The organism is Bacillus halotolerans (assembly GCF_001517105.1).
GTDB classification, from domain to species: domain Bacteria; phylum Bacillota; class Bacilli; order Bacillales; family Bacillaceae; genus Bacillus; species Bacillus halotolerans.
Map to the genome: position 1 here is coordinate 227,324 of NZ_LPVF01000012.1, position 15,006 is coordinate 242,329.

General features: G+C 43.3%; 17 protein-coding genes. 6 read left to right on the forward strand and 11 right to left on the reverse strand.

Going from position 1 to position 15,006, the window contains the following annotated elements; genetic code table 11:
* The first annotated feature begins 28 nt into the window (after positions 1 to 28).
* The 5 genes from AU387_RS16485 to AU387_RS20795 all read left to right on the forward strand — a co-directional run bounded on the left by AU387_RS16485 (position 29) and on the right by AU387_RS20795 (position 3,379).
* Complete coding sequence (locus AU387_RS16485) at positions 29 to 601, forward strand: CYTH domain-containing protein (protein ID WP_059336267.1); 573 nt, start codon at positions 29 to 31, stop codon at positions 599 to 601.
* Between the two features lie 14 nt (positions 602 to 615).
* Entirely contained in the window at positions 616 to 1,347 is a 732-nt protein-coding gene (gene cwlQ, locus AU387_RS16490; RefSeq protein ID WP_059336268.1) for a bifunctional muramidase/murein lytic transglycosylase, read from the forward strand.
* 256 nt (positions 1,348 to 1,603) lie between these two features.
* Positions 1,604 to 2,002 (forward strand): globin domain-containing protein, encoded by a 399-nt coding sequence (locus AU387_RS16495; RefSeq protein ID WP_010333756.1) that lies wholly within the window; start codon positions 1,604 to 1,606, stop codon positions 2,000 to 2,002.
* Positions 1,999 to 2,898: a protease adaptor protein SpxH gene (spxH, locus tag AU387_RS16500; protein WP_044156379.1), complete on the forward strand. Its 900-nt coding sequence runs from the start codon at positions 1,999 to 2,001 to the stop codon at positions 2,896 to 2,898. The genes AU387_RS16495 and spxH overlap by 4 nt, the downstream gene beginning before the upstream one ends.
* A gap of 313 nt (positions 2,899 to 3,211) precedes the next feature.
* Positions 3,212 to 3,379, forward strand: coding sequence for a hypothetical protein (locus AU387_RS20795; RefSeq protein ID WP_024120925.1), 168 nt, complete (start codon positions 3,212 to 3,214; stop codon positions 3,377 to 3,379).
* A gap of 36 nt (positions 3,380 to 3,415) precedes the next feature.
* On the opposite strand, the gene pepF is transcribed toward AU387_RS20795, so the two are convergent.
* The 4 genes from pepF to AU387_RS21665 all read right to left on the reverse strand — a co-directional run bounded on the left by pepF (position 3,416) and on the right by AU387_RS21665 (position 7,532).
* Positions 3,416 to 5,245, reverse strand: coding sequence for an oligoendopeptidase F (gene pepF, locus AU387_RS16505; protein WP_169793538.1), 1,830 nt, complete (start codon positions 5,243 to 5,245; stop codon positions 3,416 to 3,418).
* Between the two features lie 229 nt (positions 5,246 to 5,474).
* The gene (locus AU387_RS16510) at positions 5,475 to 6,626 is read right to left on the reverse strand and encodes a competence protein CoiA family protein (RefSeq protein WP_059336270.1); all 1,152 of its coding nucleotides are present in this window, start codon (positions 6,624 to 6,626) and stop codon (positions 5,475 to 5,477) included.
* A gap of 157 nt (positions 6,627 to 6,783) precedes the next feature.
* Complete coding sequence (mecA, locus tag AU387_RS16515; protein WP_024120921.1) at positions 6,784 to 7,440, reverse strand: adaptor protein MecA; 657 nt, start codon at positions 7,438 to 7,440, stop codon at positions 6,784 to 6,786.
* Positions 7,407 to 7,532 carry a hypothetical protein gene (locus AU387_RS21665; protein WP_120698858.1) on the reverse strand — a complete coding sequence of 42 codons (126 nt, stop codon included), beginning with the start codon at positions 7,530 to 7,532 and terminating at the stop codon, positions 7,407 to 7,409. Before AU387_RS21665 ends, mecA begins: the two co-directional genes overlap by 34 nt.
* Before the next feature lie 186 nt (positions 7,533 to 7,718).
* Here AU387_RS21665 and AU387_RS16520 point away from each other — a divergent pair, with 186 nt between their 5' ends.
* Positions 7,719 to 8,375 carry a TerC family protein gene (locus tag AU387_RS16520; RefSeq protein WP_044156385.1) on the forward strand — a complete coding sequence of 219 codons (657 nt, stop codon included), beginning with the start codon at positions 7,719 to 7,721 and terminating at the stop codon, positions 8,373 to 8,375.
* Between the two features lie 45 nt (positions 8,376 to 8,420).
* On the opposite strand, the gene spx is transcribed toward AU387_RS16520, so the two are convergent.
* The 7 genes from spx to oppB all read right to left on the reverse strand — a co-directional run bounded on the left by spx (position 8,421) and on the right by oppB (position 14,921).
* Positions 8,421 to 8,816 carry a transcriptional regulator Spx gene (spx, locus tag AU387_RS16525; protein WP_010333748.1) on the reverse strand — a complete coding sequence of 132 codons (396 nt, stop codon included), beginning with the start codon at positions 8,814 to 8,816 and terminating at the stop codon, positions 8,421 to 8,423.
* Between the two features lie 179 nt (positions 8,817 to 8,995).
* Complete coding sequence (locus tag AU387_RS16530) at positions 8,996 to 9,574, reverse strand: GNAT family N-acetyltransferase (protein WP_059293039.1); 579 nt, start codon at positions 9,572 to 9,574, stop codon at positions 8,996 to 8,998.
* Between the two features lie 166 nt (positions 9,575 to 9,740).
* Entirely contained in the window at positions 9,741 to 10,958 is a 1,218-nt protein-coding gene (locus tag AU387_RS16535; protein WP_082687941.1) for an MFS transporter, read from the reverse strand.
* A gap of 106 nt (positions 10,959 to 11,064) precedes the next feature.
* Positions 11,065 to 11,982 carry an oligopeptide ABC transporter ATP-binding protein OppF gene (gene oppF / locus AU387_RS16540; protein ID WP_024120917.1) on the reverse strand — a complete coding sequence of 306 codons (918 nt, stop codon included), beginning with the start codon at positions 11,980 to 11,982 and terminating at the stop codon, positions 11,065 to 11,067.
* Between the two features lies 1 nt (position 11,983).
* A complete protein-coding gene (gene oppD, locus AU387_RS16545; RefSeq protein WP_082687942.1) occupies positions 11,984 to 13,060 on the reverse strand; it encodes an oligopeptide ABC transporter ATP-binding protein OppD in 1,077 nt (358 codons plus the stop codon).
* Between the two features lie 4 nt (positions 13,061 to 13,064).
* Complete coding sequence (oppC, locus tag AU387_RS16550; protein WP_024120915.1) at positions 13,065 to 13,982, reverse strand: oligopeptide ABC transporter permease OppC; 918 nt, start codon at positions 13,980 to 13,982, stop codon at positions 13,065 to 13,067.
* Positions 13,983 to 13,985: 3 nt separating this feature from the next.
* Positions 13,986 to 14,921, reverse strand: coding sequence for an oligopeptide ABC transporter permease OppB (gene oppB / locus AU387_RS16555; RefSeq protein WP_024120914.1), 936 nt, complete (start codon positions 14,919 to 14,921; stop codon positions 13,986 to 13,988).
* Between the last annotated feature and the right edge of the window lie 85 nt (positions 14,922 to 15,006).

Here is a 15,006-nt window from a genome sequence, read left to right on the forward strand (position 1 = left end):
GATTTACAGAGCTGAAAGGAAGACAATCATGAGCCAAGAAATTGAAATTGAATTTAAAAATCTGCTGACAAAACATGAATTTGAAAACATAGCTGCAGCACTGCACTTGACAGAAAAAGAATTTACAAATCAAGAGAATCACTATTTTGATACAAACAGCTTCGCACTGAAACAAAAACATGCGGCGCTTCGAATACGCGAGAAAAATGGCGAGTATGTGCTGACGTTAAAAGAGCCGGCTGAAGTCGGACTTCTGGAAACCCACCAGAAACTTTCCGGCGTATCCGACTTTACACGTTTCACGATTCCGAAAGGCCCTGTCGAGGACCAGCTGAAGAAGCTTCACATCGATACAGACGCCATTCATTATTTTGGATCTTTAGCAACAAATCGTGCAGAAAAAGAAACAGAAAAAGGTTTAATAGTTTTAGATCACAGCCGATATTTAAATAAAGAGGATTATGAAATCGAATTTGAGGCGGCTGACTGGCATGAAGGCAAACTGGCCTTTGAAAAGCTGCTTCAGCAATTCAGTATTCCTCTGCGCGAAACCAAAAATAAAATTCAGCGTTTTTATGAAGAAAAACGAAAGTCTATATAAGGTGGAATGACATAGTGAACGTAACGAATTGGGCGGCTCTCCTTCAGCTTCAGGCATTACAGTCTATATCAAATGCAAGCAGCACGGGCGGTCAAAGTGCCGAAAGCCCGCTTTCAAGCTTCAGCTCCTTGCTCAGCCAATATACAAATGGACTGTCCCAGCAAACAACAGCATCAGCAGCATCTTCAAGCCCGCTCAGCCAGCTGAACAGCGTTTACGGGACATCGCCGTCACTGCTTTCAGCTTACGGTCTTACCTCCTATTCAAACGGCAATGTCGGCCAAATGACAAAAGCGAGTGAAAGCACTGAAACAGCCGCTGTTGATGTCTCCTCAAACAAACAAGAGGATAAAAACATCAGTTCGGGTGACTTCTCAATCGACAGCGCTATAAAAAAAGCCTCTGACAAATACGGAGTCGATGAAAAATTAATCCGCGCTGTCATCAAACAGGAATCAGGCTTTAATGCAAAAGCCGTCAGCGGTGCAGGCGCAATGGGCTTAATGCAGCTGATGCCGTCAACAGCAACCTCACTTGGCGTTTCCAATCCGCTTAATCCGCAGCAAAACGTTGAGGGCGGAACGAAGTATTTAAAACAAATGCTGGATAAATATGATGGCAATGTATCCATGGCGTTAGCAGCTTATAACGCCGGACCGGGAAACGTTGATCGATACGGAGGCATTCCGCCTTTCAGAGAAACTCAAAACTATGTAAAAAAAATAACAGCAACCTATTACGCGTAACCGGAGCGGCTCTTGCCCTCCGGTTTTTTTGCGGAGTGAAATCTTACACATTCATGATTTGTATGTGATATGATATGAAATACAAACCCGGCTCTAAAGCCGAACCCTGTCTTCAAGCACATAAAAGGCAGTTTGTTTGTAGAAATGATGCCTTGTTGCTAAAATAAATCATAGATGAATTGAAATAAATACAGAAAATAACTTTTTGCAATAGGAATTATGATTCCTATTAGCCATATTTAAAGGAGTAGTCAACATGGGACAATCGTTTAACGCACCTTATGAAGCGATTGGAGAAGAACTTCTATCGCAACTTGTTGATACTTTTTATGAGCGTGTCGCGTCTCATCCTTTGCTTAAGCCCATATTTCCGAGCGATTTAACAGAAACGGCCAGGAAACAGAAGCAATTTTTGACACAGTATTTAGGCGGGCCTCCCCTTTATACTGAGGAACACGGCCATCCCATGCTCAGGGCAAGACATCTACCCTTTCCAATTACAAACGAGAGGGCCGATGCGTGGCTCAGCTGTATGAAAGACGCAATGGACCATGTAGGACTAGAGGGCGATATTCGTGAATTTTTGTTTGGCCGGCTGGAGTTGACAGCAAGGCATATGGTGAATCAAACAGAAGCGGAGGATCGATCATATTGACAAACTATCAGCATGAGCAATACTTCGCCCATTGCCACGGCCATCCAAAAAAACCGCTGGAAATCTACATGTTTGTTGACCCTTTATGTCCCGAATGCTGGTCCTTAGAGCCTGTCATAAAAAAAATGAAAATCAGATACGGGCGTTTTTTCACCTTACGCATCATCGCATCCGCAAGCCTTACAGCGTTAAATAAGAAACGCAAAAAGCATCTTCTGGCAGAAGCCTGGGAAAAGATCGCTAGCCGCTCCGGTATGCCGTGTGACGGCAGTGTATGGTTTGAGCAAGGTCAGCCGCTCTCTTCTCCATATATGGCCGCTCTCGCATTTAAGGCAGCCGAACTTCAAGGAAGAAGAGCCGGTATGCAATTTCTTCGGAATATGCAAGAGAGTCTGTTCGTTTCGAAGAAGAATATTACGGATGAAAACGTGCTTTTGGAAATAGCGTCAAAAACAAGCCTAGATCTCGAGGAATTTCAAAAAGACCTTCACTCCCAAAGCGCGGTAAAGGCGCTTCAATGTGACATGAAAATCGCGGCTGAGATGGATGTTACAGCCACCCCGACGCTGACGTTTTTTAATACGCAGCATGAAGACGAAGGACTTAAGGTCCCCGGCAGCTATTCATATCATGTATATGAAGAAATCTTATTTGAGATGCTTGGCGACGAGCCGAAGCCGTCGGAAACACCGCCTCTGGAATGTTTTATTGAATATTTCCGTTTCGTTGCCTCTAAGGAAATCGCTCTTGTATATGATTTGAGTCTTGAAGAGGTAGAAAAGGAAATGAAAAAATTGGCGTTTGCTAAAAAGGTTGCCAAAGTAGAGGCCAAGCACGGAATGTTTTGGCAGTCCCTCACCAGCAGTTCTGATGAATACCAATCATGTGAAAAATAGCCGCAGGCGTGTATATGCTTGGGGCTGTTTTCTTGCACAAAAACCAAACGTATGTTCCGTTCAAAGCACTAAAGAAACCGCGCCGGGATAAGCGCGGTTTCATATGTCTTAACGACAACAAAGGGGATGGGAGAAATTTTTCACGGTCAAACAAAGGGGTAATGTTTGTTTGTGATCAATTTCACATCCTTATCATATCAAAAGTTGTCGACTGTTGACAACCATTAAGCTTAATGTTCATATTTTTGTCACAAAACATAACTGACAGATTTCATTCATATGCTTGTAAGGAACAAGGACGAGGAGGATCGCCATGATGTTTAATGTGATCTCAATTGTGTGCATTGTTGTTTTTTTCTGTTTAAATTTATTGGCTATGATGCATATGCTGCCTCTTTACATTACATCCCCTCTGCTGTTTCTGTCTATTCTGTTTACCTTGTATCGCCTGAACCATCGGAAAACCTTTAAAGGATTTTAAAAAGCCTGTGCATCATTTATGCACAGGCAATTTTTTTTAAGACTGCTTTACTTTTAACAGCAGTTCTTCCATCTCATCAAGCTTTTCCTCAAACATTTTGCACGCAGCTTCAATCGGTTCTGGAGACGTCATATCAACGCCCGCTTTTTTCAGGATGTCGATCGGATATTGTGAGCTGCCCGCTTTCAGGAAGTCAATATAACGGTCAACCGCAGGCTTGCCTTCCTTCAAAATTTGGCTGCTTAACGCCTGGGCCGCACTGTACCCTGTCGCATACTGATATACATAGTAGTTGTAATAGAAATGCGGAATCCGTGACCATTCGAGTCCGATTTCTTTATCAATCACCATGTCGTTTCCGAAATACTTTTTATTCAGATCATAATATACATTGGTCAGAAGCTCAGGTGTCAGGGGCTCTCCTTCTTGCGCTTTTATATGGATAAGATGTTCAAATTCTGCAAACATCGTTTGTCTGAAGACGGTTCCTCTAAAGCCCTCAAGCATATGGTTGAGAATATATAAACGCTGTTTTTCGTCCTCTAAATTGTTCAGCAAATATTCACCAAGCAGCGCTTCATTTGTCGTGGAGGCAACTTCCGCGACAAAGATGCTGTAATTGCCGTAAGGATATGGCTGATGTTTTCTCGTATAGTAGCTGTGAACAGAGTGGCCGAACTCATGGACCAGCGTAAAGAGATTATTGACGTTATCATGCCAGTTCATTAAAATATACGGATTTGTGCCGTATGTTCCAGAAGAGTAAGCGCCGTTGCGTTTCCCTTTATTTTCATAAACATCAACCCAGCGGTTTTCAAGCCCCTCTTTTAAGATAGAGCGGTATTCTTCTCCTAAAGGTGCAAGCCCCTTTAGCATATAATCTTTAGCTTGCTCGTACGTAACCTTCATCCCCGCATCCTTCACAAGCGGTGTATACAGATCATAGATATGCACTTCATCCAGCTCAAGCACTTTCTTTCTCAGTGCAATATAGCGATGCAGCAGCGGAAGATGCTTGTTAATCGTTTTGACGAGATTGTCGTATACCTCTTCAGGGATACTGTTGTTAGAAAGCGCAGCTTCGCGTGCTGATTTGTACTTTTTCATTCTTGCGTAGAAGTTGTCTTTTTTCACAGTCCCGCTCAAGGTAGTCGCCATTGTGTTTTTATATTGTCCGTATGTTTTATATACAGCGTCAAACGCATTTTTGCGGACTTCGCGGTTTTCGCTTTCTAAGAAATTAATAAAATTGCCGTGAGTGATCTGTTTTTCATTTCCCTCTTCATCTTTAATAGATGGGAATGTAATATCGGCGTTATTTAACACGCTGAACGTATTTGACGACGAAGACAGCACCTCAGAAGCTTCAGCCAGCAGCGCTTCTTCCTTCTCGCTCAGCACGTGCGGGCGTTCCTTTGTGATTTCCTCAATCGCGTGTGAATAAAGCTTCAGCTCTTCTTTTTCAAGAATAAACTGCTGCAGTTTGTCTTCCTCTATGGATAAAATCTCCGGAACAAGATAGGCTGTTGCGCTTGCGGCCTGTGTATACAGATTTCCAGCCTTATCATTAAGCCCCTGATAAAAGGAGTTCCCGGTATCTTGGTCTGAGCGCATATGCGCGTATGTGTAAAGTTTGCCCAAACGCTCCATCACCTTATCTTGGTAAGTAAGGGCTTCGTATAAATGATCAGCTGAATCAGCCAGCTTGCCTTTATACTTAGATAAATCCGGTATTAATTCTTTGACAGCTTGAAATTCTTTATTCCAGGCCTCATCACTAGGAAAAATATCCTCTAGTCTCCATGTGTCCTCTGCCTTTACCTCGCTTCGGTCAGGCAGTTGATTAGCTTTTTTTTCCTCAGCCATGGTGATCCCCCTCGTTTTCTTTGATTCAAGCCAATTGAAAAAACGGTTGTTTCTCAATAAACTTGTGTTGTGAATATCTTCCGGTTTTTCACTGCCATTTGTCAAATCATATGCAGTTATGAAGAGAACGAATGCCAAAAAAGCAGTAAAAACACGAAAAACCTTTCCTTTTGTGCTTCTCACAACCAGCCCACCACCTTTGTCTTAGGGTGAGCCAAATCAGGAAAACTCATTCGATAAAACAGCTTCTGTCTTTTTCAATGAGATCCTGTAATGATTGGCTCCGCTTTGCGGGCTGATTCAGCACATATACTTCTTTCTGAGTCTCCCTCAAAAATCCCTTCTTGCACAAAAACTCAATGTACTGTTTAACCGCCTCAATGAAATCCTGATCCCTGTATACGCCTCTTAGCAGAATGTTCTTTTTATGAATGTGTATTTTGCAGTGCTGCAAAACGGCTGAAAAGCGAATGGGCGCATGTTTATATCCAAGATCGGTAATAAACAGATAAAGATAGCCCTGCCATACAAAAACGGGACTCTTAAAAACAGCTCCTTTCTTTACAGGAACAAACACCTCTGTCGGAAGAAAAGAGAGAGGTGTTTGCCGTTTTTCATAAAACAGAAGCCTGATCCGATTCATATCTTTAGAGAGAAACCGATGAGTTTTGCGGCGAAAACGGAGAATGGCTCCTGTCCAATCTGAGTGCTTAAACGACGAATCTGGTTCAGTGAAAAATAAATCTTCAGCCGCTGCCTGGCGGATTGGAATCGTTTGGACGGAGCAGTAAAAATGGGTTGTGTAAAACGGGATCATGCGGCTGAGCCTCAGGAAAGAATGTGTTTCGGGGCAGTAACATAACAGATCACTGTTCGGACTGGCATTGATAAACTGCCAATGGAAAGCGGACAGCTGGTAAAAGGATGATGATGTCCGTTTTAAGCGGCTGCCTCCAAGAATCCACTGCGGTATCATTCCTGCTTGTTTGAAACCGGCTGTTCTTTTTTGAAAGACATCTGGAGCGAGAGTCGCGCATTGGTATTCAACTGCAAGCGTATCCCCCTTTACTTTTGCCAAGATGTCGGGCCTTTGTTTAATCTCTTTCACGTACGGCTCTAAGAGCGGGGAAGCCATTTGCGTTTTCAGCCATACATAAAGCTGCCGTTTTCCTTCTAAGTGATAGGCGCTCTCAGGTTCTATGTCTATCGTGCAGGACTTGTTCTGTTTATGGGCAAAATGCGGCGCTTTCTGAGACCCTAGCTTCACATCGAGCTCCTCAGCACACACCGGGCAGAAAAACCTGGTCTGCTTTAATTGTTCTCTCCTCTGCCTGCCTATGAGGTGAAACACTTGGCCGTCTTCTGTCACAGCACTAAACAATTGTCATCTCTCCTTTCCAGATTCATAACTCTTTCTGGAAATAACCGATGAACTCCTGTTCGCTGATGTTTTGCCTATATGTATGTTTTTGATTTTCCAGCTTCAATATGTTGTTTTGAAATAGAAAAAAACCGATTTCCGTCAAGAAATCGGTCTGCTATGATGCAAAGTGTTTTTTTATCGTTTCAAGAGCGTGCTCTGATACAACCAGCTTGCCGTATTCTTCAAGACGGTGTATGCTGATTGAGGATTCAGACGCGTACTCCAACAGGATGCTTAGCTGATTTTCAACCTCTTCATCAGTCAAATTGTAAAAATCCACATATAAATAATATCGGTTCTCAAACGAATATAAAGTCGTTTTACTTCCGTTAACGTTTAATTTAGATAGAGAAATTACATCTTCGAAGTCATCAAACCGTAAGACAAATTGAAGCTTTTGCTCCTTCTCTTCCTGATTGACTTCTTGCTCTTCTTTTTGAAAATCATCCAGCAAGGCGTCAAGATCCTCAGATGCTGGTTCTTGCTTTTTATCCTCAGGAATCGGCAGTTCGAGCTTTTGTCCGTCTTTGGAAAGCTGGGCTTTGGTGACGATAATTTCTAATCCTTTGTCCAGTGCCTGAACTTGAATCCAAAGAGGACCTTCAACAGCGAATTCCTCTTCCTCATGAACTTCATCCATAACTTCCCAGAATAGTTCTTCACTGCGCTCACGGTTATACCAAATTTCTTCTCTGTCAAAACCGCGATCTTCAATATCTCCATAAGACATATAAAATTTTACTGTATGCTCGTTAATTCTTTCAATTTCCATTTGCCAACCTTCCCTTCTATATAAGATGTTGAAGGGACATCTAAGCTCCCGATTAATAGTACTTTACTACACTTTACCCATTCCGTCCACATCTTAACCTTGAACCAAGGCAAGTGTGAATTCCTTTGTATTTCTATTTTATGATAAATCAGTCACAAAAGAAATAAAAATGCATCTTCGGCCAAAAAATGGCTTGTCTTCCGCACCGCTATCATAAATTGCCTCCCGCTTCATATATTAGTGGTACAAGCGATGGAACGAAAGCGAGGTGCCGATTCATGGAGCATGACTATCTGATATCGCTGCTGCTTATCGTCGGAATTGATCTGATTCTCGGCGGCGATAATGCAGTCGTGATCGCCATGGCCAGCCGAAATTTACCGGACAAGCAAAGACAGCAAGCCATTATTCTCGGAACATTTATCGCCGTTGCGATGAGAATCGGATTAACAAGCGCAGCGGTTTATCTTTTGAATATTCCTTTCCTGCAATGCGCCGGCGGAATTTTCCTTCTATATTTGGGATACCAGCTATTAATTGAAAAAAAAGACGCCCAGCACGTCAAAAGCAGCACCTCTCTGTGGAAAGCCATACGAACAATTGTACTCGCAGACCTGTTTATGTCGCTGGACAATGTTATTGCTGTCGCAGGAGCGTCGCACGGTGAGCTTTCTCTCGTTATGATTGGTCTGTGTGTATCGGTGCCGGTTATTATTTGGGGCAGCAAACTTATCCACATCGCGCTTGAGAAAATACCTTTATTGATTTATGCGGGAAGCGGATTATTGGCTTATACAGGCGGAGAAATGATTGTCCGGGATAAAAAGCTGTCTTTTTTTATGGCTCAGCACGGGGCCGTTGAAGCGCTTCTCCCCATTTTAACTGTCGTCTTTGTCATCCTTGCCAGCATTTATTATCAGCAGGTTGAAAAATAAAAGAAGGCTGATGATGTCTCAGCCTTCTTTTTAACGTGCGATCTATTAGTTTGCCAAACGCTGTGCTTCTCTTAATTGGAAAGAGCGGACTTTTCTTGGCAGGAAACGTCTGATTTCGTCTTCGTTGTATCCGACCTGCAAACGTTTTTCATCGATGATGATCGGACGGCGAAGCAACCCTGGGTGCTCGTTGATCAAGAGGTACAAGTCTTGCAGCGGCATTGATTCAACGTTCACATTCAATTTTTGGAATACTTTTGAACGGGTTGAGATGATCTCATCTGTTCCGTCCTCAGTCATTCTTAAGATTTGTTTTATTTCATCAATTGATAAAGGTTCAGAGAAAATGTTTCTTTCTACATAAGGAATCTCATGCTCCTCGAGCCACGCTCTCGCCTTTCTGCATGAAGTACAGCTTGGTGATGTGTATAATGTAACCATTCATCTTCACTCCTCTAATTAGTAGGATGAACATCTATTTTATTCTTAAATTGAAATTACTCTAAAAAAGGAATCTTTATAGGTATTATACTATAAAAAAGTAAGTGTGAACAGTGTCCTAAGAAAAAAATGTGTCAATCCAGCAAATTTTTATTTTATTCATGTGTTTGCATTCTCAATTAGCTTAACTCATCGAAAATATTTTTTTGCTTTTCTTCATCAATGAGTGTCAGGACTTCATCCGTTTTTTCGTATGATTCCCCGTACCATTTCTCATCTTTATAAGTATGAATGTTTTCATATGTCTGTTTCATGGCTTCAAGAATTTCTTCTTCTGATTCTGTTTTCGGTGACCAGTACAGAATCTCCATCTTGTTGACTTCATTCGTAGCCAATGACCGGCGCCGGTACCCAATTGACTGAGCATGCTTAAAATGCTCTCTTTGATAAAATCTCAGGCGTTTTTCTGTATCAGCATCATCTTCATCCACAGGCTCCACCTCAAGCAATATCGGCTTATTTTTCTTTTTCAGCTTGGCAAGCAGTTTGCCCCCAAGCCCCTGCCCTCTTGCATCTTTTGACACATACAGATAATCAACGAAGATAAAAGATTCAAATTCCGCAAACATTAAAATATGATGCTTGCCTTCATCTTTATGATAAATATCGCTTCGCTCTTTCAAAAGAGCTTCCATATGCGCTTTTGATTTCAATTCTTCAATTGGAAAGTACTCGCTAAGCTTTTCGTACCAGTTCATTGATTTGCTCCTTATGAGTTCGTTGTCTTCATACTTTTAGATATACCCCATTTCTTCTTGTTTAAACAGCCTTACATCAATAAAGACGTACGAACTTTCCGCATGGTTTCATTTTTTTTCGGCAAGTAAGACGATTCGTCGTTCCACCGGAGATGTTTGGTCATGCTCAATTCGCGTGTTTTTCCCGTTTGTAATGACTCAGGCCGGGCTGCGCCAACGCAATCAAAAAAGTCATGCCGTATAATACAGCCGCCGAAATAAAAGCTGTTTTTGCACCAGCAGCATCAGCCAGCAGTCCCATGATGGAATAAGTAACACCAGACCAAGGAGTCAACAGCGCGTTTTTGGCAGCCATGATCCCGATGCGCTTATGTGCCGGAATGACCTCCTGCAATACGGTTTCCTGACAAATATCTCTGACCTGATAAAAAGGCCCCATTGCCGCGCAAGCCAGGGCGCATAAAAACGGCAAGGGAGAAATCGCAAAGAAAAATGTCAGCACTGACATCACAAGTGAGCTGAATATAATCACGTACCCCATGTTTCGCTCAAAAAATGCAGAAAAATGGATGGCGATGACACTGCCGATCATAGCACCTATAAAATAAGAAGCGTTAAAGATTCCCCACCACACTTCTGTTTCATGCAGAACAGCCACTGTAAAAGCCAAAAGAATGGCAGATGACCAAACTGAGCCGGCAAGAGCTTCTATCATGTCCATTGCAGTGATGTCTCTTACAATCGGGGTTGTCATCAAATCCTTCCATACACTTCTGGCAGATGCTGCTTCAGCTGTTCTTTTCGTTCCTTCATCGTTCGCATGAAGCAGGCTGATGAAAGCTCCGGAAAAAACAAACAGGCATATGGCACTGCCGACAACGAACTCAAAAGATACAGCATATGTAAGAAGACCTCCAAGTCCCCAGCCAGCTGTTAAAAACAATTGATTAGCGAGTGAAATCACGCTGTTTGCTTTCACGTAATGCTCCTTTGAAACAATGACAGGCAGCAGCGCGAACCTTGCCGGCTGAAAATAGGCGCCCGAAAATGAAAAACAAAAAACAAACAGCAGCGTCATGATCAAGGAGGAAATTCCGTTTTGGCTGACACTGTATGCGATTAGCATCGCAAAAACCGCCCTCAGCAGACTTGCACCGGCAAGCACCTTTTTAAAACCAAGCTTATGGAGTGCATCTGAAATGCAAAAGCTTGCCGCAACACTTGCAAACGACATGAATGATAAAATAAGACCCGAAAAAAAGACAGAGTCGGTCATTTGATAGACCCTTACCATTAAAACGATTGTCACCAGTACTCCAGCTAAAGATTGCAGAGATTGCGACAGAAGCAGCGCAAAGACGTTTTTCTGATGAATAATTTGAATAGTGTCCGCCTCCGTTTTTCCTCTAATTGTAAAAGATATGACTCTTACTTTCTATCAGCCTGTATAAAAAAATCCTTCAAAACATTTGTTTTGAAGGATCTTCAACTTATGAATAGGCTTTAAATTCTTCTTCCGTGCACATCACAAAATGACCTGGTTTTACTTCACGGAATTCCATCTTTTCTCCATCCTTTAATCGATGCACGGACGGATCGTATTTCTGGCGGACACGATTTCTCTCATAATCCGGGTCAGGAAGCGGAATGGCAGAAAGCAATGATTTTGTATACGGGTGTAGCGGGTTTTCGTAAAGTTCATCTGCCGGCGCAAGTTCAACCAGCTTTCCGAAATACATCACTCCGATACGGTCGCTGATGTATTTGACCATTGATAAATCATGAGCGATAAACAAGTATGTGAGCCCTTTTTCCTTTTGGAGTTCTTTCATTAAGTTCACGACCTGTGCCTGAATAGACACATCCAATGCAGAAATCGGTTCATCCGCTATAATAAATTCAGGATCAACGGCAAGAGCTCTCGCGATCCCGATTCTTTGCCGCTGTCCGCCGGAAAATTCATGCGGATAACGGTTGGCATGCTCCTTGTTTAAACCGACTGTTTGCAGGAGCTCATGAACCCGCTGCATACGCTCTTTCTTCGTTTTGGTCAGCTTATGAATGTCGAGGCCTTCTGCAATAATATCTGCGACTGTCATTCTCGGATTCAGCGATGCATATGGGTCCTGGAAAATCATTTGCATTTTGCGGTTGAATTCGAGCAGCTTTTTGCGGGATTTTTTACCGTGAACATTTTCACCGTTAAACAGCACCTCGCCATCAGTTGCTTCGTACAGCCGAATGATGCTTCGGCCTGTTGTCGATTTACCGCAGCCGGATTCACCAACAAGACCTAATGTTTCGCCCCTATAGATATCAAACGACAGGTCATCTACGGCTTTAACTGTTCCTCTCGGCGTAACAAAGTGCTGCTTTAAATGTTTGATTTCTAATAGTTTCTCCGTCAATTTATTCACCTTCTCTCACTAAGACAGGTTTTTGATACGTATTCGCCAGCGTCCGCATTTTCGCTTTTACCGCTTCAGGCGGCTCTACCTTTGGCGCATCAGGATGAAGCAGCCACGATTTCACATAATGAGTATCGGAAACCTTAAACATTGGCGGCTCCTGTTCAAAATCAATTTTCATCGCATATGGACTCCGGAGCGCAAAGGCATCTCCTTTTGGTGGATTTGTCAAATCAGGCGGCGTGCCCGGGATTGCCGTCAGCTGTTCGTCTCCTGAGCTGTCAAGTGTCGGCATGGATGCCAGCAGCCCCCAAGTATACGGATGTCTCGGATCGTAGAAAATTTCGTCTACCGTGCCGGTTTCTACAATCTGTCCCGCATACATGACAGCGACGCGGTCTGCAACGTTTGCCACAACACCGAGATCGTGAGTGATAAAGATAATGGACGTGTCAATTTTCTTTTGTAAATCCTTCATCAACTCCAGAATCTGCGCTTGTATCGTTACATCAAGAGCAGTTGTCGGCTCATCGGCAATCAGAAGCTTCGGATTCGCTGCAAGCGCCATCGCAATGACGACACGCTGTCTCATCCCGCCTGAAAACTCGTGCGGAAATTGGTTGACCCGTTTTTCCGGCATTGGGATACCTACTAAATCCAGCAGCTCAACAGCACGTTTTTTCGCAGCTTCCTTTGAAATGTTTTCGTGTTTAAACAGCACTTCCGTAATTTGTTTGCCGACTTTCATTGTCGGATTTAAAGAGGTCATCGGATCTTGGAATATCATTCCGATCTCTTTCCCCCGTACATTTTGCATTTCTTTTTCGGACAGCGGCACTAAATCCTTGCCGTCAAATAAAATCTCACCGCGTTTAAAATAACCCGGGGGCATCGGTATCAGCTTCATGATCGCTTGAGATGTCACACTTTTTCCGGAGCCTGACTCCCCGACGATTGCCAATGTTTCACCTTTATTCAGATGGAAATTCACTCCGCGGATCGCCTGGACCTCTCCGCCGTATGTTTTAAATGAAATCGCTAAATCTTTTACTTCTAATAGGCGTGTCACCCGTATCACTCCCTTATTTACGTAACTTAGGATCCAATGCGTCTCTTAATCCGTCGCCGACAACGTTAAAACCAAACATGGTAATGCAGATAAAACCGGCAGGGAAAAACAAACGCCACGGATAATAGGTCAATGCAGGCAATCCGTCAGAAGCCATCGTTCCCCAGCTTGCAAGAGGAGCCGGAACACCAAGTCCTAAATAGCTTAAAAAGGCTTCTGTAAAAATCGCGGTTGGAACAGTCAGTGTCATCGTGACTAAAATAGAGCCCATTGCGTTCGGCACGATATGTTTAAACAGCAGACGGGATGTTTTCGCCCCGAGTGTCTGCGACGCAAGCACGTATTCCTGGTTCTTCAGCTGCAGCACTTGTCCGCGAACGATTCTGGCCATGTTAATCCAGCCCGTAATCGTCATGGCAATAATAATCGTTAACAGCCCTTTCGGAAGAACGACCATCAGCAGGATAACCATTAATAATGAAGGAACAGCCCAAAGGATATCTGCGATACGCATCATAATCTCATCTGTTCTGCCTCCGCGGAACCCTGAAATACTGCCCCAAATAACACCGATCAGCAAGTCAAGAACAGCGGCTGCGACACCGATAAAGATTGAAATTCGCGCACCTACCCATGTACGGACGAAAATGTCCCTTCCTAGATCATCAGTCCCGAACCAGTGATCTTTTGAAGGCGGCTTATCCGCATTTAAGAGATTGGTAGTCGAATAATCATATTTTGAGAAAACAGGCGCAAAAATCGCCATGAGAATAATGAGAACAATAATAACAAGCCCGACCATCGCAAGCTTATTGCTGCGGAAGCGTAACATCGCATCTTTCCAGAGGGAAAGGCTCTTTTTACTTATTTTCTCAGCATCGCCGGCATTCGCTGCGGCTGGTTCAAACATGTTTTTTGGAATGTTCTGCATGGCCTAGGCTCCTTTCTTTGCTTTGGAAAGCTTGATTCTTGGATCAATAATGCCGTATAACACGTCTACGATTAATACACACAATAGCAGGATGACACTGAAGAACACCGTTACACCCATAATGACCGTATAATCACGGTTTGTAATACTGTTTACGAAGTGTGAACCAAGCCCCGGGATACCAAAAATGGTTTCAATGATAAAGCTTCCAGTTAAAACTTGAGCGGCCATAGGGCCCATATATGTAACGACTGGCAACAGCGCGTTTCGGATGGCGTGCCGCACTGTAACTGCAGGACGCGACAGCCCTTTTGCTTTCGCTGTGCGAATATAATCACTGTTTAACACTTCGATCATGCTTGAACGGGAAAGTCTGGCAATAAACGCCATCGGCATGGAAGCAAGTGCGATGGAAGGCAAAAAGGTGTATGACCAGGACTCCCACCCCGCGACCGGAAACAGCTCAAGCTTCATGGAGAACACATATTGCAGCACAGCCGCCATGATAAAGCTCGGAACTGAAATACCAAAGATCGTTAAAATCGCGACGGTATAATCCTGCCACTTATTATGGTAAAGGGCTGCAATCACCCCAAACAGTACACCAAACGCTAAAGCGAGGAGAATAGCTTCTGCTCCAAGAGTGAATGAAACGGGGAAACCTGAACTGATCAGGTCATTGACACTCTGACCTTTATATTTAAATGACGGTCCGAAATCCCACATTGCAACTGATTTCAAATAGCTCGCATATTGTACAAACAGCGGCTTGTCCAAGCCATAATGCGCATTTAAGTTTGCTTCAATTTCAGGCGGAAGCTTTTTCTCACCCGAAAACGGCCCGCCCGGTGCTGCTTGCATTAAGAAGAATGTCACGGTTACAATCACAAATAATGTGATAATCATATAGACTAAGCGTCTTCCAATATATTTTAGCAAGGGGGAACACCTCCATGATTTTTACATTTTTACAATCCTTCAGTAAGAAAGGTATATGGGAAATAAGTCCCCATATACCTTGAGG

Coding starts and splice junctions, on each gene's coding strand:
- spx (WP_010333748.1), bottom strand. CDS start 8,816: ATGGTTACATTATACACATCACCAAGCTGTACTTCATGCAGAAAGGCG.
- oppC (WP_024120915.1), bottom strand. CDS start 13,982: ATGCAGAACATTCCAAAAAACATGTTTGAACCAGCCGCAGCGAATGCC.
- pepF (WP_169793538.1), bottom strand. CDS start 5,245: ATGGCTGAGGAAAAAAAAGCTAATCAACTGCCTGACCGAAGCGAGGTA.
- AU387_RS16495 (WP_010333756.1), top strand. CDS start 1,604: ATGGGACAATCGTTTAACGCACCTTATGAAGCGATTGGAGAAGAACTT.
- AU387_RS16520 (WP_044156385.1), top strand. CDS start 7,719: ATGGAGCATGACTATCTGATATCGCTGCTGCTTATCGTCGGAATTGAT.
- mecA (WP_024120921.1), bottom strand. CDS start 7,440: ATGGAAATTGAAAGAATTAACGAGCATACAGTAAAATTTTATATGTCT.
- AU387_RS16485 (WP_059336267.1), top strand. CDS start 29: ATGAGCCAAGAAATTGAAATTGAATTTAAAAATCTGCTGACAAAACAT.
- AU387_RS21665 (WP_120698858.1), bottom strand. CDS start 7,532: ATGTGGACGGAATGGGTAAAGTGTAGTAAAGTACTATTAATCGGGAGC.
- AU387_RS16530 (WP_059293039.1), bottom strand. CDS start 9,574: ATGAACTGGTACGAAAAGCTTAGCGAGTACTTTCCAATTGAAGAATTG.
- AU387_RS20795 (WP_024120925.1), top strand. CDS start 3,212: ATGATGTTTAATGTGATCTCAATTGTGTGCATTGTTGTTTTTTTCTGT.